Origin of the sequence: Nitrobacter winogradskyi Nb-255, assembly GCF_000012725.1 — a bacterium.
GTDB classification, from domain to species: domain Bacteria; phylum Pseudomonadota; class Alphaproteobacteria; order Rhizobiales; family Xanthobacteraceae; genus Nitrobacter; species Nitrobacter winogradskyi.
On record NC_007406.1, the window covers coordinates 1526073 to 1544168 of the forward strand.

Sequence of the window (18096 nt, forward strand, 5' to 3'; positions counted from 1 at the left end):
AGGGTCTAATCCAAGTTCATTGAACCAGACCAGGCACGGCCATGAAGAACATTCGCGAAGCGCTCGATGCCCGGCGGGCGGCCGCGAAGCTTGGCGGCGGCGAGAAGCGCATCGAGGCGCAGCACAGGCGCGGCAAGCTGACCGCTCGCGAACGCATCGAGATCCTGCTCGACAAAGGTTCGTTCGAGGAGTTCGACATGTTCGTCGAGCATCGCTCGGTCGAATTCGGCATGGAAAAATCGAAGGTGCCGGGCGACGGCGTGGTGACCGGATGGGGCACCGTCAACGGTCGCACGATTTTCGTCTTCGCGAAGGACTTCACCGTGTTCGGCGGTTCGCTGTCGGAAACGCATGCGTTGAAGATCACGAAAATCCAGGACCTGGCGCTGAAGGCGAGGGCGCCGATCATCGGTCTCTATGATGCCGGCGGCGCGCGCATTCAGGAAGGCGTGGCGGCGCTGGCCGGTTACTCCTATGTCTTCCGCCGCAACGTGCAGGCCTCGGGCGTGATCCCGCAGATCAGCGTCATCATGGGGCCGTGCGCCGGCGGCGATGTCTATTCGCCCGCGATGACCGATTTCATCTTCATGGTGAAGAACACGAGCTACATGTTCGTCACCGGGCCCGACGTGGTGAAAACCGTCACAGGCGAGGCGGTGACTTCGGAAGAACTCGGCGGCGCCAGCGTGCACACGACGAAATCGTCGATTGCCGACGGCGCGTTCGAAAACGATGTCGAGGCGCTCTTGCAGATGCGTCGCCTGATCGACTTCCTGCCGGGCAACAACACAGATGGCGTGCCGGAATGGCCGAGCTTCGATGAGGTCGAGCGGACCGATGACTCGCTCGACACGCTGGTGCCGGACAATCCCAACAAGCCCTACGATATTAAGGAACTGATCCTGAAGGTCGTGGACGAAGGCGATTTCTTCGAGATCGCGGAAACGTTCGCTAAGAACATCGTCACCGGCTTCGGCCGCATCGCCGGACGCACCGTCGGTTTCGTCGCCAACCAGCCGATGGTGCTGGCCGGCGTGCTCGACTCCGATGCGTCACGCAAGGCAGCGCGCTTCGTTCGCTTTTGCGACGCCTTCAACATTCCGATTGTCACCTTCGTGGACGTGCCGGGCTTCTTGCCGGGCACAGCGCAGGAATATGGCGGGCTGATCAAGCATGGCGCGAAGCTCCTGTTCGCGTATTCGCAATGCACGGTGCCGCTTGTGACCGTCATCACGCGCAAGGCCTATGGCGGCGCGTTCGACGTGATGGCGTCCAAGGAGATTGGCGCGGATATCAATTACGCCTGGCCGACGGCGCAGATCGCGGTGATGGGCGCGAAGGGCGCGGTGGAGATCATCTTTCGCAACGATATCGGCGACGAGGAGAAGATCGCCGCGCGCACCAGGGAATACGAGGATCGTTTCCTGTCACCGTTCGTCGCCGCCGAACGCGGCTACATCGACGACGTTATTTTGCCGTCCTCGACGCGTCGGCGCATTGCGAGAGCACTTGCGATGTTGAGGGACAAGCATGTAGAGGTGTTAGCAAAAAAACACGACAATTTGCCGTTGTGAGATATGCCAGTATGTCGAGGGATTTAGCTCAAACTCCGGGACGAAAATCCGCAGCATTTCGTGCATATAGGGAGTATCCGCATCGTACAATCGCGATAATTTATGACTTTGACGGTACGCTATCGCCGTTGTCTATGCAGGAGTATACGGTATTTCCAGAGCTTAGTATTGATCCAAGAACATTTTGGTCCGAGGTCAAGCGCGTCACTAAGGAGAATGAAGCTTCGGAAGTTCTAACGTATATGCGGATGATGGCTGAGAGGATTGTGCAGGGAAAACTAGCAATCAATCGAGAAAGGTTGGGTGCCCTTGGATCGCATATTGAATATTTCCCAGGGGTCGAAACTTGGTTTGATAGAATGAATGGCTTCGTCCGAAATCAGACGCTCGGATACGTGAGGTTAAATCACTACATTGTTTCATCAGGACTTCGAGAAATTCTTCAAGGTACGTCGATTGCTAAACACTTTCGTTCAATTTTTGCTTCTCAGTACCATTATGATTCGTTTGGAAGACCGGTATTCGTAGACCGAGTGATCACGGACGTTTCAAAGACGCAGTACATTTTCAGAATCAACAAGGGCGTTGAGAATCTAGCGGAGTCCGTCAATGATCATATGGCTGAGGATGAAAGACCGATTCCCTTCTCCAATATGATTTATCTAGGAGATGGAGATACTGACGTGCCCTCGATGGCTGTTACGAGAAAAAATGGCGGCCATGCGTTTGCAGTATACTCCCGCGGGGAGGATCCCCAAAAGTGTGAAATCCTGTTCAAGGCAAATCGTGTAGACGCTTATTTTGAGGCAAACTATTCTCCCAATAGTCGATTGGAAATTTTCGTAAAGAACCTGCTTAAAAAGATGATTGCAGAGATTCGCTATAAGGCGATGCTTCATCTCTTTAAGGAGGAAAGATCGACACAAGGCCTTTGATCATACCTTTCCGTCCGTATGCTGTTTTTTCCAGCGTCCAGGCCATTTGTGGCAGTCCCGCATGCTGCCTGAACGAAGCTTGTAGCAACTACTTCGCGCTCAATAGCTTGAACAGCGGCTGGAGATAGCTGATCTCCTGGCCCGATGTCGGCGTGGTGCGGCTGATGAAATCGAAGATCTTGCCGTCCTTCAATCCGTAGTTGGCGAGCCGGGTCACCTGGCGGTTATTGTCGAAGTAAATCGCGATCACGCGCTGATCGATGACCTTCTGTGGCATGAAGGCGACCTTCCGCTCCGCGCGCTGCGAGATGTAATAAAACACCTCGCCGTTCAGCGTCGCGACGGTGGACGGGGTGCCCATCACGATCAGCACCTGATCCTGGCTTGCGCCGATCTGGATCTGCTCAAGCGCGCCGGGGGGCAGGATATAACCTTTCTGGAAGGTCTCGCCGGTGCAGCCGGCCATCACCGCGCACACCAGCGTGGCGGCGAGCGCCGCGCGCAGGCGATGCCGTCGCGTCGCGGGGTTTCCGGGCGCCTTGTTAAGGACCGATACTGTCATTCGCGGGCCGCCTTCATCCTCTTGCATCGCGCGCGCGGTTGACGTACCCGGCAATGATCCCCGAGTGCAACAACGGATCGCCCTTGCGGGTTGTCTTCGGTACCCACATGCGCTGGCCGTTCAATCGCTTCAAAAAACAGTCCCCCGCTCCGTCGCGCCGCACCATTGAAGCGATCTATGGCATGATCGTGACGCAAGCGCGAGAGCCCGCGTTTTACCAGGTCTACGGGGTGCCGGACACCGTGGACGGACGATTCGATATGGTCCTGCTGCATCTGTGGATGGTCCTTCGGCGGTTGAGATCGGGGCCGGACAAAGCGCTTCCGCAGGCGCTGTTCGATCATTTCTGCAGCGACATGGATGCCAACCTGCGCGAGATGGGCGTCGGTGATCTGAGCGTTCCAAAGCGCATGCAGGCGTTCGGAGAGGCCTTCTACGGTCGCTCGGCCGCCTACGATCGTGCCCTGGACGAGGGTCTTGAGCCGCTGGCGCGGGCGCTTGACAAGAATATTTACAATGGCGGGAACGCCGAAAGCGCGCGACGGCTTGCAGACTATGCGACGGAGGCGCTCGCTGCGCTCGCCTGTGACGATCGCGCCGGGCCGACGGAAGACTTAACCTTTGGAAGGTTTGCTTTTCCAGACCTCGCGCAACGGGAGCAAAAGAGCGGGCCATGACTGCCAAGGACAGGCCGGACACGATTCCAAATCCCTGGATCTCGCGGGCCGTGGTCGCGCAGATTCCGGAAACCGGCCTTCATCGCGATATCGAGGCCGATGAGGGCGTGCTAATGGCGCTGGCGGAAATCGCCGGCGTGCGCGGCATCGCTTACGCCCGCGCATCCTTCGATCTGATGCCAGGGCGTGACGACCGCGTGCATGTGCGGGGCAGGGTATCGGCGCGCGTCGCACAAACCTGCGTGGTGTCCCTCGATCCGATCGAGAATGATGTTCTCGAGGACATCGATCTCGTCTTCGTGCCGGAAGGCCGGATTCGGGAGTTCGTCGTGCCTATCAATGACGAAGGCGGTGTCGGCGGGGAAGTGCCGGAGGCCCCGGAACCCATCGTCAACGGTGTCATTGACCTTGGACGGCTCGCCACCGACGTGCTGTTCCTGGGAATTGATCCGTATCCGCGAAAGCCCAACGCGGTGTTCGCCCCGCCTGCGAGCGCGACCGATCCGGAGGATCATCCTTTCGCCGCCCTTAAGGACCTGAAAGTCCATCCGAGCCCGCCGGAAAAGAAGAAACCGGGGCGAGATTGAGGATAACATATTGAACTTAATCAATAGAAAATGTCGACAAGGTGTTGATACCAGAAGAATTTTGACTGATAGACCATGTTGCCTTATCTCATCCCGGATCGGCCTCGATCGGGGGCTCGGATATTGTATCAAGGCGGGGACACGTTATTGTCGCGGCTGCACTGATAGAAGCAATGTGCTCAGCCGCCATATCTTGTGGCCGTGCGCTTGAGGATTTCACACAATCAAGGTTTCCGGGACTTATGCCGCAGAAGGTTCGAATCGCGCTTGACGCCATGGGTGGCGATGTCGGCGCATCGGTGGTCATTCCCGGAGCCGCGATTTCACTGAACCGTCATCCCGACACCGAGTTTCTGCTCTACGGTAACGGCGCTTTGATCGAAGCGCAGCTCGCCGCTCATCCGGCGATGAAAGCGGTGTCCCGGGTGATCCACACCGACGTCGCCGTCGGCATGGACGACAAGCCGAGCCAGGCATTGCGTCGCGGCCGCAAGACGTCGTCGATGTGGCTTGCGATCGATGCGGTGAAGAAAGGCGAAGCCGATGTCGCGGTGTCGGCCGGCAATACCGGCGCACTGATGGCGATGGCGCGGTTCAACCTGCGGACGCTACCGGGAATCGATCGTCCCGCGATCGCGGCCGTATGGCCCACCTTGCGCGGCGATTCCGTTGTGCTCGATCTTGGCGCGACGATCGGCGGAGACGCACATCACCTCGCGGCTCTCGCCATCATGGGCAGCGCGATGGCGCGTGTCCTGTTTGATCTGGAACGGCCGACTGTCGGCCTTCTCAACATCGGCGTCGAGGAGGTCAAGGGCGGAGAGGAAATCCGCGAGGCGGCGGAATTGTTGCGGTCGTTAAATCTGCCGCAGCTCGACTTCATCGGTTTCGTCGAGGGCGACGGGATCGGCAGGGGGGCCGCCGACGTCATCGTCACCGAGGGCTTCAGCGGCAATATCGCGCTGAAGGCGGCCGAGGGAACCGCGCGCCAGATCGCCGAATATCTGCGCAGCGCGATGTCGCGGACCCTTCTGTCGCGGATCGGGTATCTGTTTGCGCGGGGCGCTTTCAATGCGCTGCGCGGCAAGATGGATCCTCGGAAGTCCAATGGAGGCGTATTCCTCGGACTGAACGGTATCGTGGTCAAAAGCCACGGCGGAACCGATGCCGAAGGCTTTGCCTACGCGGTCGATGTTGGCTATGACATGGTTCGATACGATCTCCTCACCAAGATCAACCAAACGCTCAACCGCCACGGCCACACCCTAGCTCCGGCGTCGGCAGTGCAGGAGGCTCTCTCTTGACTGCGATACGTTCGGTCGTGCTCGGCTGCGGCTCCTATCTTCCGCAAAGGGTGCTGACGAATTCCGAGCTGGCGACCAAAGTCGATACCTCTGACGAGTGGATCGTCCAGCGCACCGGTATTCGTCAGCGCCACATTGCCGCGGAAGGAGAGTTCACGTCGCATCTCGCCATCCATGCGGCGAATGCGGCTCTTGCGCATGCCGGTATTGATGCGCAGTCGATCGACCTGATCGTGGTGGCGACCTCGACGCCGGACCACACGTTTCCGGCGACGGCGGTTGCGGTTCAGAACGGACTCGGCATCCATCACGGCGCCGCCTTTGATCTTCAGGCGGTTTGTTCAGGCTTCGTGTTTGCTTTGGCCACCGCTGACAATTTTCTTCGTTCCGGGGCCTTCAAGCGCGCGCTGGTGATCGGCGCCGAAACCTTCTCGCGCATTCTGGACTGGACGGACCGCTCGACCTGCGTGCTGTTCGGCGACGGGGCCGGCGCGGTCGTGCTGGAAGCCCAGGAGCAGCCCGGCACGCCCCTGGATCGCGGAATTCTGACGACACACCTGCGTTCCGACGGTCGTCATCAGTCAAAGCTTTACGTCGATGGCGGGCCGTCTTCCACAAGGACCGTCGGTCATCTCCGGATGGAAGGCCGCGAAGTATTCAAGCACGCGGTTGGCATGATTACGGACGTCATTGTCGACGCATTCAATGCATCCGGCACCAACGCAAACGATATCAAGTGGTTCGTGCCACATCAGGCCAACAAGCGAATCATTGATGCGTCAGCCCATAAGCTGCATATCGCGCCGGAAAAAGTGGTGCTGACCGTCGATCGGCACGGCAACACTTCCGCGGCTTCAATCCCGCTGGCATTGTCGGTCGCGGTCGCGGACGGGCGCATCAAAAGCGGCGATCTGGTCCTGCTCGAAGCGATGGGCGGCGGCTTCACCTGGGGGTCGGCTCTCGTCCGCTGGTGAGATCTGAATCAAATGCGCGGCCGCTTGCCGTCGCCTATCATCCGAAAGCATCATGTGATAGGTTGACCCTGGGCCGTTAAACTCTTAATTTCAGTTACAAATTGTTGCCGGGAGCTTGGGGCAGGCGATGACCGGAACCGGAAAAACAGTTACTCGCGTCGATCTCTGCGAAGCGGTCTACAAAAAAGTAGGACTGTCGCGCACGGAGTCGTCCGCGTTTGTAGAACTCGTTCTGAAGGAGATCACCGACTGCCTTGAGAAAGGCGAGACGGTGAAGTTGTCATCCTTCGGATCGTTCATGGTGCGCAAGAAAGGCCAGCGTATCGGCCGAAATCCCAAGACCGGCACCGAGGTGCCGATCTCTCCGCGTCGCGTGATGGTCTTCAAGCCATCGGCTATTCTGAAGCAGCGGATCAACAGCAACGGCGCCGGCGGCAAAACCGACTGATCCGGTGTCGCCGCGCGATTGGCACAGGAGCGGCATTTGGACAAGGCACCGGATGCTTTTCGGACGATTAGCGAGGTCGCCGCCGACCTCGATATTCCTCAGCATGTCCTGCGGTTCTGGGAGACCCGGTTTTCGCAGATCAAGCCGATGAAGCGCAGCGGTGGCCGGCGCTACTATCGCCCGGATGACGTCGATCTGCTCCGCGGCATTCGCCATCTGTTGTACAGCGAGGGTTACACGATCCGCGGCGTGCAACGGATTCTGAAAGAGCACGGCATCAAATCGGTCCAGGGTCTGACCGAGGGATCGTCCGCCGCCGCGTTCGGCGCGATCGAGGATGACATCCGCAACACTCTCGGCGAAATCGATGAGGAAGAGTCCGGCTATGAGACCGAGGACACGGAGGACGATGAGGATGACGGCGACGACGGCGACAACGGGCCTCGCGAGCGGGAGCCGGGCGTGCATCGGCCGCTGCGGCACGACCTCGACGAGGTGCTCTGGTCCGGCCCGGACAGTGGTGCGATACCGGGGGTGGCCGCCGCTGCGATCGATCTTACGAAACTGAAGGATGTGCTGGCTGAGCTTGTCGCGTGCAAGCAACTGCTGGACGAGGCGCTTCGTGATGGCGAACCGTAGCTTTCACTTGGTGCATTTTCTTTGCAGGAACCCGTATCGCTTCGCTTGAAAACGCTATAATGGAAACGGGGCCGTAACGGCTCGGAGCGTAGCGCAGCCCGGTTAGCGCACTAGTCTGGGAGACTAGGGGTCGGAGGTTCAAATCCTCTCGCTCCGACCAAAAACCATCAATATAATCAACATTTAACGTCTATAAGCCCCTTGACCGCGAATGGCGGGTTGAGAACGAAACGGCGTCAAAGTGCAGGGATCGGCACGAAAAGTCCCGAAAAAGTCCCGAACTACGTTTCAGGATCATGCCTGTAGCGGTTTCAAGAAGTGGAACCGGTTCGCGTGAAGAAGTTACGTCAGATCAAAGTGATAGAGTCCGTTTCTCCGTGAAACGGTGAAGGACTCTCAGCAGGACATTCTCGGGAAGGTCATGACATCGTCGCCAGCGGAGTTCGATATCGTTGTCTATGGTGCCAGCGGATTCACCGGCCGGCTGGTCGCCGAATACCTAGCCGCCAGATATGGTGGCGGCGACCTGAAGTGGGCCATCGCGGGACGCGATCTCGACAAACTGGCGTCGGTGCGCGAGGCCATCGGCGCGCCCCGTGATCTCCCGCTGGTCGCCGCCGACGCCGGAAACCCGGCGTCGCTCAGGTCCATGGCCGCACGGACGGCCTCGGTGCTGAGCACGGTTGGACCTTATCAACTCTACGGCTCCGATCTCATCGCCGTCTGCGCGGCGAGTGGCACGGACTATCTTGATCTCTGCGGCGAGCCGATATGGATGCGGCAGATGATCGACGCGCACGAGGCGGAGGCGCGCAGGAGCGGCGCGCGGATCGTGTTCTCCTGCGGCTACGATTCGCTTCCGTTTGAACTCGGTGTGTTCTTTCTTCAGCAGGCGGCAAAGGACAGGTTCGGATCGGCCCTCTCTCGGGTCAAGGGCCGCGTGCGCAAGATGAAGGGTACGTTTTCCGGCGGCACCGCCGCGAGCATGAAGGCGATCTTTTCCGCGGCCGCCAACGATCCCAGTCTGTTGCCCAAACTACGCGATTCCTTCGTGCTGACGCCGGGGTTTGAAGGGCCGAAACAGCCGCCGGGCAACAAGCCGTTGTTCGATGAAGACCTCGGGATGTGGGTGGCGCCGTTCGTGATGGCGAACATCAACACCCGCAACGTGCACCGGTCGAATTTCCTGCTCGGTTTCCCTTACGGCCAGGATTTCGTCTATGACGAGATGGTGGTCGCGGGGCCGAAGGAGACGGGTGAGGCGACCGCGAAGGCGATCATCGCCGCCAACAACAAGCTCGGTGCGCAGGGCGGGCCCAAACCAGGCGAGGGACCGTCGAAGGAAGAGCGCGAGAGCGGGCATTACGATCTTCTGTTCCTCGGCATTGGTTCCGACGGGCGGCAGTTGAAGGCAATCGTAACCGGCGATCGCGATCCCGGCTATGGATCGACTTCGAAGATGATCGCGGAATGCGCAATCTGCCTGCGTCACGACACGCCGGACGTCGCCGGCGGTTTCTGGACGCCGGGCGCTGCGATGAAGGACGCGCTGATCAAGCGGCTCACCAACCACGCCGGGTTGACGTTCACGATCGAGCCGTAACCAAGCATTGTCCCGGCGCTCGGAAAATTTCCGGAACGGCAGGTCAGATTCTAGCGCGCTGGCTGATCCGGAGCGTGCCGCAGGTCGGCCCTGTACTGGTGGGTTGCCGCGAACATGCCCCACATCATTCCGAGCATCAGCCAGAAATGGCGCCAGTGATCGGTGTCGATGACGAAGCTCTCGCCCACGGTCCCCAGAAAGGCCGCGAAGACTGCCAGGTAGGTGCGCTGCCAGGGAACGCGCACGAAAATGTAGCGGAAGCCCAGGATCACGGTGGTGAAAATCAGCACGGGATAGGAAATCCCGGAAATCCACCCGCCCGACATAAAGGCGTTCAGATACGAATTGTGGGTATCTTCCGGAAAGAACCGCGTGAACTGTAGCGGGCCGATCCCGAGCGGCTGTTCCAGCGCCATCTGAAAGCCGAGGATGTGTCGGCCGAAGCGGCCAAAGCGGCCCCCGTCGTAGCTCTGGTCAAAACTAGCGCGTTCCTTGAACAGGCTCTCGACCGAGTCGAGGGACAGCAGAACGGCCAGCAGCAATGCGATCGCGGCGGCTGCGATCACGGCGGTGAGAACCAGCCGCGACCGCTGTTTGCCTGACGGGCTGGTCAGGAACATCAGGACCAGCACGAAAGCCGACGTGAGCACGAACTGGCCCCAGGCCGCGCGCGAAAACGCCAGCAGCACGGCAAGACTGATGATCCCGAGTGCGAGTGCGCTGCGAAAAGCCTTTCCGAAACGATCCGTGACGACGCTTTGCAGCACGAACAATCCGGGCAGGATCAGAAAGGCGGAGAGCACGTTCGGGTCCTTGAAGGTTCCCCGCGCGCGGCCATAAAGGGTCAGCACGTCATGCTCGCCGGGCACCAGGTGGAAATAGCCGGCGACGCCGGCCACCGACGCGATGACGGCTCCGACGATCAGGCCCCGGCGCATCAGGTCCAGCCGCGTCTCGGTATCTTCCGAGAATACCAGCGCGAAGAAAATGACCGTCACCGCCATGTACCATGAGGTCATGATCCAGTTCACGATCTGGGTCTTGTCCATCAGGTGCACGGCGCCAATTGTATAGCCGAAGTTGATGAGAAACAGTAGCAGGAGCAGGGGAACGAAGGCGAGCCGCATTCGCAAGCCGGTCGCGAAGAACACGACGATTGCCGCCAGCGTCGCAAACTCATAGGGGCTGGGCTCGATGTAGACGATCGCGCCGCCGGCCCCCACCGCCCACAGCAGCGCGCGCTGGAGCGCGGCAATGCCCGGTGCCTGCGTCGATGGCCGGAGCCAGCTGTCAACTGCTGCGGGATACGCCATTACACACTTTCGCAGTCTCAACGCCCAGGCTGATCAATAAGCGTTTTCGGATTTCAGCAGCGCCAGCGGCGTCCTGAACAGGATATAAAGATCGAACAGCACCGACCAGTTCTCGATGTAGTAAAGGTCGAACTCGACACGCTTCTGGATCTTCTCCTCGTTGTCGATCTCCCCCCGCCAGCCATTGATCTGGGCCCAGCCCGTGATGCCAGGCTTCACGCGGTGACGTGCGAAATAGCCGTCGACCGCTTCATCGAACAGCCGGGTTTGCAGTTTACCCTGCACGGCGTGAGGACGTGGCCCAACGAGGGAGAGGTTGCCCTTGAAGACGACGTTGAATAGTTGCGGCAACTCGTCGAGGCTGGTTTTGCGGATGAATCGTCCGACCCGCGTGACACGACTGTCATTCTTGGTCACGACCTTCGCGGCCATGGGATCGGCCTGATCGTGAAACAGCGAGCGGAACTTGAAGACCTCGATGCGCTCGTTGTTGAAGCCGAAGCGTTTCTGGCGAAACAGCACCGGGCCTGGACTGTCGAGCTTGATCGCGAGTGCGACCAGCGCCATCACCGGCGAGGCGAGCAGCAGAATGACACCGCCGAAGATCCTGTCGAACAGCCATTTCATCACCAGATCCCAGTCGGTGATCGGGGCTTCGACGACGTCGATCGTCGGAACTTTGCCGAGATAGGAATAGGCGCGGGGACGAAAGCGCAACTGGTTGGTATGCGCGGACAACCGGATATCGACCGGCAGCACCCACAGCTTCTTCAACATCGAGAGGATCCGCGTTTCCGCCGAGATCGGAAGAGCGAACAGCACCAGATCGAGCCGGGTACGCCGCGCGAATTCGAGCACGTCGTCGACCTTGCCGAGCTTGGGGGTTCCGGCGCAGGTGTCGAGCGCGCGGGAGTCGTTGCGGTCATCGAACACGCCGAGAATTTCGATGTCGGAGTCTTCCTGCGCTTTCAACGCGTTGATAAGGTTTTCTCCGTTCTTGTCCGAGCCAATGATAACGGTGCGGCGTTCCAGCCGGCCGTCCCGCGCCCAGCGGCGGATCATCGCGCGCAGCAGAACCCGCCCGGCAATGAGACCGGCCAGGCCAACAAAGAAGAACGAGGCCAGCCAGAGCCGCGAGACGGAATTGCCGAGCTTGACGAAAAACGAGACGCAAATGAACAGCAGGAAGACGAACGCCCAGGATGAAATCATCCGCGTCATCTGCCGCAACGGGCCGCGGAAAACCTGGATGTCATAAATGTCCGCAGCCTGGAAACACACGACCGCGCTGGCGGATACCGCAAGGATCGCCGCGATGTAGCTCAGGCTAAATCCGTCGATGCGGGCGACGTATCCGAGGTAAAGCGCGACGCCGACCAGGCTCAGCAGCAGGAAGTCCGCGGCACGGACGATACCCATGATGACGACGGGCGAGTAGGCCGGTTGTACCTTTTGATTGGTGACGGCAAGCGCCGCGGGCGACAGCCGTCGGCGACGCTCAACGGGTACCACGGGGCTGCTGCTCGCCGCCGCATCAGTTCTTGAGCGAGCGTTGATAGGGTCCATGTCCTCAAGTCCACATCGCGCGGCATCACCAGGGGCGTTTTCAGTTCGACTTAAGGTCTAAATCGGGAAGATTTGGTTTCGCGCAACTCCCGGCATTTCAAAAATGGTTAACTTCGCGCAAACGTCTCGCGATAGCCCGCCATGATGCCTTCGACCATCGCGGTCTGCGAGAAATGCATGAGAATGCGCTCGCGTAACGATTTTGCGCGCGCGGCTGCCGCCGCAGGGTCATCCAACGCGGCCGCGACGGCGTCCGCCAGGGCCGTGACGTTACCGGGAACGAACAACGCGTCGGTGTGCTGGTCGAAAATTTCCGGGATACCGCCGACGTTCGCCGCGATCATGGGAACACCCGCCGCCGCCGCTTCGATCACGACATATGGCATGGAGTCGCCGCGCGACGGCACGATGAGCAACCGGCCTTTCGAGAATCCGTGGCGCGCCTTGACGTGCCCGATGAAGCGGACACTCTCTCCAAGGCTGAGGCGCTGGACCTGCGCTTTCAGCGCTTCTGTTTCCTCGCCGTCGCCCGCGAGCGTGAGCGTGAGATGCCGACCGCCTTCCCGCAATCGCGCCATCGCGTCGATCAGAAGGTCGGCGCCCTTGATGTGCCTGAACTCGCCGACATAGACGACGTCGGTGGCATCGGCGGCGAGCGGAACAGGATCGAATTCGCCCGCCGTCACGCCGTTGAAGACGCATTTCACCAGCCCGGCCGGATTGCCGACGATTCGCTGATAGGTATTCCGCGCGAATGCGCTCTCGAACAGGAACAGGTCGGTGCGGTTCATCAGCGCGCGTTCGAGGCGGCTGTAGAACATGCCCTTCATTGTCGTCGGCGGAAAGTGCAGGGATCCGCCGTGCGGTGTGTAGACGCGGATCCTGTCTTTCGATGAGGTCTTGAGCCGCACGAAGGCGCCGGCCTTGGCGCCGTGTCCGTGAAGGACCTGCGGCTTCAGCTTCCCGACCAGCGCAGCGAACCGCATCCACGCAAACAGGTCGCTGGGATGAGGGTTCCGGCGGATCGGAATGCGGTGGATGCCGAGTTTCATTCGCGGGGCGATCTCCGCGAAAGCCGTGTCCGCACGTTCGCCGCCGGTGAGGCTGTCGGCGACGATGCCGACGAGATGTCCGCGATCGGCCTGTCCGTTCGCGACATCGAGAATATGACGGATGATTCCGCCGACCGGCGCGCGCACGGCGTGAAGAATGCGAAGCGGTGGATCGGGCGGTCCCGTCATGCCTTAGAACCAGCGTTCGTCGACGACGACGGTATCGCCGGGGCTGAGCGGCGCGACGGGTGGCAGCATGAGGCGGACGGTTCCGCGGTCGTCGGTGTGGGTGACGATGACGCGGTCGCGTCTGGCGCGGGGGGAGAAACCGCCGGCGATGGCGACGGCGCTTTCCACCGTCATGTTGGGCACGAACGGATACTGGCCGGGAGCCGCCACCTCGCCGAGAATGAAGAACGGCCGGTAGGCCTCGATCTCGACGGCGACGTAGGGCTGGCGGATGTAGCCGTTGCGCAGCCGGGCGGCGATGGTGGCGGACAGTTCAGCCGGCGTGCGGCCGCGCGCGGTGACGGCGCCGATCAGCGGCATGGTGATGCTGCCGCCGGCGTCGACCAGATAGGTGTTGGTGAGGCCCTCCTGGCCGTAGACCACGATGCGCAGCCGGTCGCCTGCATCGAGCCGATAGGCGGGATCGTGGATGACGGGCGGGGGCGGTGCGGCGGCATAGACAACAGGCGCCGCGGCGGTGGTGAAGGCCGGCGTGTGCCACAGGCCGCGGCGGCGCGGGACCGGTGCGGGCGCCTTCGGGCCCGCATAGGCCATCGCATCGAGATCGTTATGCGGGCGAACCATCACCGCCGGAGCCGGGTGCTGCATGCATCCCGACAACGCCAGCGTGGTCAGCAGGCCCAAGGTGACGGCGCGCAGGTTTCGCATCAGGCATCCATGAAAATATCAAATCCATTAAAGGCTTTTGTGGTTAATAAACCGTAATCGAAGGTGTCTCGCCGCACCGGCTGCTTTTCCGGCTGACGCGGGATTAACCCGGCGGCAACTATAATCGGTTGTAATCATCCCGTTCGGCTGAGCGGTTCCATTCAAGGCTCCGGCGTTTGCCTCGGGTTCAACGCGCGAATGTCAAGTTCACCCGAAAGTGCTACGATGCGTTGAGCGGGAGTAAGCAATGCGGTTTGCGTTCTGGCGTGCCGGCAAGAAGACGATGTCGGATCCGGAGACTAAATCCGAGCAGATGGTGTCACCTGCGCCGGTGTCCGAGGTCCTGCCGAATCCGGAACTCGGTGACATCGATCTGCGCTCTATCGGACGGGTGCTGCTGCGCAAGAAGCGTTTTATCATCATTCCGACGATACTCGCCTTCGCGCTTTCGCTTCTTATCGTCAACCTGATCACCCCCAGATACAAGTCTGAAGCCCGAATCCTGATCGATGGACGAGAGAACGTTTTCCTGCGCCCCACCGGCGAACGAAACGACGAGCGCAACGTGGTCGATCCGGAAGCTGTCGCCAGCCAGGTGCAGCTGGTGCTGTCACGCGATCTCGCCCGCGAGGTCATAAGAAAGAACAAGCTCGCGGAGAATCCGGAATTCGATCCGGTGTTGAATGGCGTATCGCCGCTCAAGTCGCTGCTCGCGTTATTCGGAATCGGCCGCGACCCGCTTCGGATGACGCCCGAGGAGCGCGTGCTGGAAGCCTACTACGACCGGCTGACCGCTTACGCCGTCGAAAAATCCCGCGTGATCGTCATTGAATTCCAGTCGGGCGATCCGGAACTCGCCGCTTCCATCGCCAATTCGATCGCGGACGGTTATCTTGTCCTGCAACTCAACGCGCGTCAGGAGCAGGCGAAGGCCGCGGGTCAATGGTTGTCCGGAGAAATCGATAACCTGCGCAAGAAGGTCGCCGACGCCGAGTCACGGGTAGAGGAATTCCGGTCGAAATCCAGCCTTTTCATCGGCATCAACAACACGTCGCTGTCGAACCAGCAACTGGGTGAAATCAATACTCAACTGAACAACGCGCGCGCGCTCAAGTCCGATGCGGAATCGAAAGCGCGGCTGATCCGCGGAATGCTTCAGACCGGCAAGCCGATCGAAGCGTCTGAAGTTCTCAATTCGGAATTGATCCGCCGCCTTTCCGAACAGCGCGTGACGTTGCGTGCGCAACTGGCGGAACAGTCGTCGACCCTGCTCGACCGGCATCCCCGGATCAGGGAGTTGAAGGCCCAGCTCGCAGACCTCGATCGTCAGTTGCGAGAGGAGGCGGGCAAGATCTCGCGGTCGCTGGAGAATGACGCCCGCATCGCCAGCGGCCGGGTTGAAAGTCTCAGCAATAATCTCGAACAGTTGAAGAAGCTGGCGACATCCTCCAACGGCGACGACGTCAAGCTGCGAGCGCTGGAGCGCGAAGCCAGGGCACAGCGCGATCTGCTGGAATCCTATCTCGCGAAATACCGAGAAGCCACCACGCGTGAAAACATCGATGCGGCGCCGTCCGATGGCCGCATCATCTCGCGCGCGATCGTCTCGAACACGCCGGCCTATCCAAAGAAGCTGCCCATCGTCCTGATCGCGACGCTGGCGACCCTGATGCTGTCGACCGGCACGATCGTGACCGGCGAATTGCTGCGCATCACGTCGCCGCGGAGTCTGGCTGCCCTTCAGCCCGCCGCGCCGGGGATGCGCGGGTTTCGCGTTGATCCCGCGCCGGCAGCGGACCTGACTGATATCGCTCATCTCGCGGATGACCTGCGCGCTGCGGGCAAAGCGGCGCACAAGATCACGGTCATGGGCACTGGCCAGAACGAGAGCATCATGCTCGCGGCGCTCGCGCTGGCGCGCCTGTTGACAGACGGCGCCAGGGTTGTGCTCGTCGATCTATCGCCGTCGTCGCAGGCGCTGACGGCGACTTCGGTCGATCCGGGGGCGCCGGGACTGGCCGACCTGATGCTGGGCGAGGTGTCTTTCGGACAGGTGATCACCCGCGATAGGCTCTCGCCGCTCCACCTTGTCGGCACCGGACGTTCTGACGCCGATCGCTCGCTGCTGCAATCACCGCGCCTCGCGATTGCGCTCGATGCTTTTCTTCGCGTCTATGATCATGTGCTGCTGGTCGCGGGCACCGCCACCGATCTGCCGGCGAAGATCCTGACGGAGCAGGCGCGCGCGATCGTCGTTCCCAACCCGTCGATGAACGCGGATGCGCGGACGCGGATGAGCAGCCAGTTCAAGGCTATCGGCTTTACGACAGTGACGATGCTCGATCCGGCATCGATCCGCCCGGATATGCAGATCGGTCCTCGCGAGGCGGCTTGACGGTTCGCCCGCGCGGGGGTGGTCAGCGATGCAGCATCCCGCGCAGCATCTGGGCCGTCCGCTTCAGCGCCGGCGTCTGCTTCACCAGGCGTTTGGCGCGGGCCAACGACGACATGCCGATGGCGGCCATTCTGCCGCGCGTGGTGAGCGGCAGGTAGCTGTCGAAAATGGGCTCGTCGCTTTTGCAGAACAGGCGCTTGTAGTCGTCCGATCCTATCCCGAGGTCGAGAGAGGTGTAACCGTTCTCCGCATAGTGATCGATGATATCGCGCATCAGGATCAGGCCGGGACTATAGCGGGCGCTTTCCGACATCGTGTAGGTGTTGAACATCATCGAGAAGCGGTGCCCGTCCGCCACGCCGGCGAAGATCGCGATCACTTCGGCATCGCATTCAAGGCCGTGGATTTCGATGACGCGCCCGCCGCCTGTCAGCGGCGTCAGGCAAGCCGAGCGCAGGAAGTCCTCGACGCCAGCCTCGGCGAACACGTTCGGCAGCTTTTGCGCGGCCATCCGTAGCGGCTTGATCGCGAAGAACGCATCACACATCCGCTTGATCTCGGTATCCGTCGTGGCCACGCAATAGCGATAGCCGGGCAGCGCCTGGAGCTTGCGTTCCTTGCCCTTGAGCCGGCGTCGGAACGAATTGCTGATGCGCTCAGACGGCGATGAGGCGGGCGATAATATCATCAACGGACAGCCGTTGGCTGAGGGCTGGTTGGGCAGGAGCGCCATCGGATTTTGTTGATCACGCCAGCGCCGCGGCTGCTGCGTGAAAGCGAGCACGTCAATTCGGGCCGGAAGCGCGCTGATTCCCTGAACCAGCGCGTCAAGATCCCCACGCGTCGCGGAGGCCGCGAATTCCCGCTGCCAGAGCGCCATGTTGAAGGTCGTATGCTTGCCGCCCATGAAGCGTGCGACACGGACGCCGCTTTCCGTGCCGATTGCGAGCGGGAGCAGCAGCAGCGGCTGCCGCTGGGCGTCGAAGGCGACGATGATGCCGGGCTGAAGCTGTTCGCCGGTTCCGACGTGCCGTTGCCATGCCGACAGGAGGTCAAATCGCTGATAGGGCGTCGAAAACTGCGATACCTCGAGGTTTCGCCAGATTGGCTCGGCTTCGCGCAAATCCTGAAGGATTTCGAGATGCGCGATGCGCCGTCCGTCTGATCGTTCCTGCGCCTTCACGGTCGGACTTCCGATCAGAGCCGTCATGGTCATTTCCCAGCCTGTTATGTTCTCTTTTGTTTTTGGTCAGGAGGACCTTCGCACGAGAAGCATCAATAAACAGTAACGGCAATAATCCGGTGACGAAGCGGCGGGTTGCGAAGGGAAAGCCGCTTCAAGCGTCGGGTTTCGCCATCCAGCTCACGATCGGCATCGCCGGCAAGACCCAGCCGAGCCCTGCGACAACATAGAAGATCGCCTGGTAAAGGCGCGAATCCGCGAGCCACGGCGTTTGGGCGATCGTCATGCCGAGCAATGACCAGACCACGACCAGCACCAGAAGGGCGATCGTGCCAAGGAACTTTCGAGTACGTATCCGCATACCTTAAAATGAAACTCGCGACTGAG

17 protein-coding genes and 1 tRNA gene are annotated in these 18096 nt (G+C 60.6%); 11 read left to right on the top strand and 7 right to left on the bottom strand.

What is annotated here, in order from left to right:
• Positions 1-41 precede the first annotated feature (41 nt).
• Together NWI_RS07265 and NWI_RS07270 are read left to right on the top strand one after the other, a co-directional pair.
• Positions 42-1574 carry an acyl-CoA carboxylase subunit beta gene (locus tag NWI_RS07265; RefSeq protein ID WP_011314671.1) on the top strand — a complete coding sequence of 511 codons (1533 nt, stop codon included), beginning with the start codon at positions 42-44 and terminating at the stop codon, positions 1572-1574.
• A gap of 11 nt (positions 1575-1585) precedes the next feature.
• Positions 1586-2509: an HAD family hydrolase gene (locus tag NWI_RS07270; RefSeq protein ID WP_011314672.1), complete on the top strand. Its 924-nt coding sequence runs from the start codon at positions 1586-1588 to the stop codon at positions 2507-2509.
• Positions 2510-2597: 88 nt separating this feature from the next.
• Here NWI_RS07270 and NWI_RS07275 read toward each other — a convergent pair whose 3' ends face one another.
• Positions 2598-3071 carry an outer membrane protein assembly factor BamE gene (locus NWI_RS07275; protein WP_430691783.1) on the bottom strand — a complete coding sequence of 158 codons (474 nt, stop codon included), beginning with the start codon at positions 3069-3071 and terminating at the stop codon, positions 2598-2600.
• Between the two features lie 107 nt (positions 3072-3178).
• Here NWI_RS07275 and NWI_RS07280 point away from each other — a divergent pair, with 107 nt between their 5' ends.
• From NWI_RS07280 to NWI_RS07315, 8 genes are all read left to right on the top strand, one after another.
• Positions 3179-3748: a ubiquinol-cytochrome C chaperone family protein gene (locus NWI_RS07280; RefSeq protein WP_041344890.1), complete on the top strand. Its 570-nt coding sequence runs from the start codon at positions 3179-3181 to the stop codon at positions 3746-3748.
• Positions 3745-4335: a YceD family protein gene (locus tag NWI_RS07285; protein WP_011314675.1), complete on the top strand. Its 591-nt coding sequence runs from the start codon at positions 3745-3747 to the stop codon at positions 4333-4335. The genes NWI_RS07280 and NWI_RS07285 overlap by 4 nt, the downstream gene beginning before the upstream one ends.
• A gap of 242 nt (positions 4336-4577) precedes the next feature.
• Positions 4578-5639, top strand: coding sequence for a phosphate acyltransferase PlsX (gene plsX / locus NWI_RS07290; RefSeq protein WP_011314676.1), 1062 nt, complete (start codon positions 4578-4580; stop codon positions 5637-5639).
• Positions 5636-6613 carry a beta-ketoacyl-ACP synthase III gene (locus NWI_RS07295; RefSeq protein ID WP_011314677.1) on the top strand — a complete coding sequence of 326 codons (978 nt, stop codon included), beginning with the start codon at positions 5636-5638 and terminating at the stop codon, positions 6611-6613. The genes plsX and NWI_RS07295 overlap by 4 nt, the downstream gene beginning before the upstream one ends.
• 127 nt (positions 6614-6740) lie before the next feature.
• Positions 6741-7061 (top strand): integration host factor subunit alpha, encoded by a 321-nt coding sequence (locus NWI_RS07300; RefSeq protein ID WP_011314678.1) that lies wholly within the window; start codon positions 6741-6743, stop codon positions 7059-7061.
• Between the two features lie 36 nt (positions 7062-7097).
• On the top strand, positions 7098-7700 hold the full coding sequence (locus NWI_RS07305; protein ID WP_041344891.1) for a MerR family transcriptional regulator: 603 nt from the start codon (positions 7098-7100) through the stop codon (positions 7698-7700).
• An 82-nt stretch (positions 7701-7782) separates the two neighbouring features.
• Positions 7783-7860, top strand: a tRNA-Pro gene (locus tag NWI_RS07310).
• 261 nt (positions 7861-8121) lie between these two features.
• Positions 8122-9303 carry a saccharopine dehydrogenase family protein gene (locus NWI_RS07315; protein WP_011314680.1) on the top strand — a complete coding sequence of 394 codons (1182 nt, stop codon included), beginning with the start codon at positions 8122-8124 and terminating at the stop codon, positions 9301-9303.
• A 50-nt stretch (positions 9304-9353) separates the two neighbouring features.
• On the opposite strand, the gene NWI_RS07320 is transcribed toward NWI_RS07315, so the two are convergent.
• The 4 genes from NWI_RS07320 to NWI_RS07335 all read right to left on the bottom strand — a co-directional run bounded on the left by NWI_RS07320 (position 9354) and on the right by NWI_RS07335 (position 14131).
• A complete protein-coding gene (locus NWI_RS07320) occupies positions 9354-10616 on the bottom strand; it encodes an O-antigen ligase family protein (RefSeq protein WP_011314681.1) in 1263 nt (420 codons plus the stop codon).
• A gap of 33 nt (positions 10617-10649) precedes the next feature.
• Complete coding sequence (locus NWI_RS07325; RefSeq protein WP_011314682.1) at positions 10650-12182, bottom strand: undecaprenyl-phosphate glucose phosphotransferase; 1533 nt, start codon at positions 12180-12182, stop codon at positions 10650-10652.
• A gap of 107 nt (positions 12183-12289) precedes the next feature.
• Positions 12290-13423 carry a glycosyltransferase gene (locus tag NWI_RS07330; protein WP_011314683.1) on the bottom strand — a complete coding sequence of 378 codons (1134 nt, stop codon included), beginning with the start codon at positions 13421-13423 and terminating at the stop codon, positions 12290-12292.
• A gap of 3 nt (positions 13424-13426) precedes the next feature.
• A complete protein-coding gene (locus NWI_RS07335; RefSeq protein ID WP_011314684.1) occupies positions 13427-14131 on the bottom strand; it encodes a polysaccharide biosynthesis/export family protein in 705 nt (234 codons plus the stop codon).
• A gap of 247 nt (positions 14132-14378) precedes the next feature.
• Here NWI_RS07335 and NWI_RS07340 point away from each other — a divergent pair, with 247 nt between their 5' ends.
• Positions 14379-16526 carry a GumC family protein gene (locus NWI_RS07340; RefSeq protein WP_011314685.1) on the top strand — a complete coding sequence of 716 codons (2148 nt, stop codon included), beginning with the start codon at positions 14379-14381 and terminating at the stop codon, positions 16524-16526.
• Positions 16527-16548: 22 nt separating this feature from the next.
• Here NWI_RS07340 and NWI_RS07345 read toward each other — a convergent pair whose 3' ends face one another.
• Complete coding sequence (locus NWI_RS07345) at positions 16549-17742, bottom strand: GNAT family N-acetyltransferase (protein WP_041344892.1); 1194 nt, start codon at positions 17740-17742, stop codon at positions 16549-16551.
• Between the two features lie 121 nt (positions 17743-17863).
• The gene (locus NWI_RS07350; protein WP_011314687.1) at positions 17864-18070 is read right to left on the bottom strand and encodes a DUF2842 domain-containing protein; all 207 of its coding nucleotides are present in this window, start codon (positions 18068-18070) and stop codon (positions 17864-17866) included.
• Positions 18071-18096: the final 26 nt, after the last annotated feature.

What these genes read in the sequence shown, in the direction of transcription:
- NWI_RS07265 (WP_011314671.1), top strand. Translation starts at nt 42, where the DNA reads ATGAAGAACATTCGCGAAGCGCTCGATGCCCGGCGGGCGGCCGCGAAG.
- NWI_RS07270 (WP_011314672.1), top strand. Translation starts at nt 1,586, where the DNA reads ATGTCGAGGGATTTAGCTCAAACTCCGGGACGAAAATCCGCAGCATTT.
- NWI_RS07275 (WP_430691783.1), bottom strand. Translation starts at nt 3,071, where the DNA reads ATGACAGTATCGGTCCTTAACAAGGCGCCCGGAAACCCCGCGACGCGA.
- NWI_RS07280 (WP_041344890.1), top strand. Translation starts at nt 3,179, where the DNA reads ATGCGCTGGCCGTTCAATCGCTTCAAAAAACAGTCCCCCGCTCCGTCG.
- NWI_RS07285 (WP_011314675.1), top strand. Translation starts at nt 3,745, where the DNA reads ATGACTGCCAAGGACAGGCCGGACACGATTCCAAATCCCTGGATCTCG.
- plsX (WP_011314676.1), top strand. Translation starts at nt 4,578, where the DNA reads ATGCCGCAGAAGGTTCGAATCGCGCTTGACGCCATGGGTGGCGATGTC.
- NWI_RS07300 (WP_011314678.1), top strand. Translation starts at nt 6,741, where the DNA reads ATGACCGGAACCGGAAAAACAGTTACTCGCGTCGATCTCTGCGAAGCG.
- NWI_RS07315 (WP_011314680.1), top strand. Translation starts at nt 8,122, where the DNA reads ATGACATCGTCGCCAGCGGAGTTCGATATCGTTGTCTATGGTGCCAGC.
- NWI_RS07320 (WP_011314681.1), bottom strand. Translation starts at nt 10,616, where the DNA reads ATGGCGTATCCCGCAGCAGTTGACAGCTGGCTCCGGCCATCGACGCAG.
- NWI_RS07325 (WP_011314682.1), bottom strand. Translation starts at nt 12,182, where the DNA reads ATGGACCCTATCAACGCTCGCTCAAGAACTGATGCGGCGGCGAGCAGC.
- NWI_RS07330 (WP_011314683.1), bottom strand. Translation starts at nt 13,423, where the DNA reads ATGACGGGACCGCCCGATCCACCGCTTCGCATTCTTCACGCCGTGCGC.
- NWI_RS07335 (WP_011314684.1), bottom strand. Translation starts at nt 14,131, where the DNA reads ATGCGAAACCTGCGCGCCGTCACCTTGGGCCTGCTGACCACGCTGGCG.
- NWI_RS07340 (WP_011314685.1), top strand. Translation starts at nt 14,379, where the DNA reads ATGCGGTTTGCGTTCTGGCGTGCCGGCAAGAAGACGATGTCGGATCCG.
- NWI_RS07345 (WP_041344892.1), bottom strand. Translation starts at nt 17,742, where the DNA reads ATGACCATGACGGCTCTGATCGGAAGTCCGACCGTGAAGGCGCAGGAA.
- NWI_RS07350 (WP_011314687.1), bottom strand. Translation starts at nt 18,070, where the DNA reads ATGCGGATACGTACTCGAAAGTTCCTTGGCACGATCGCCCTTCTGGTG.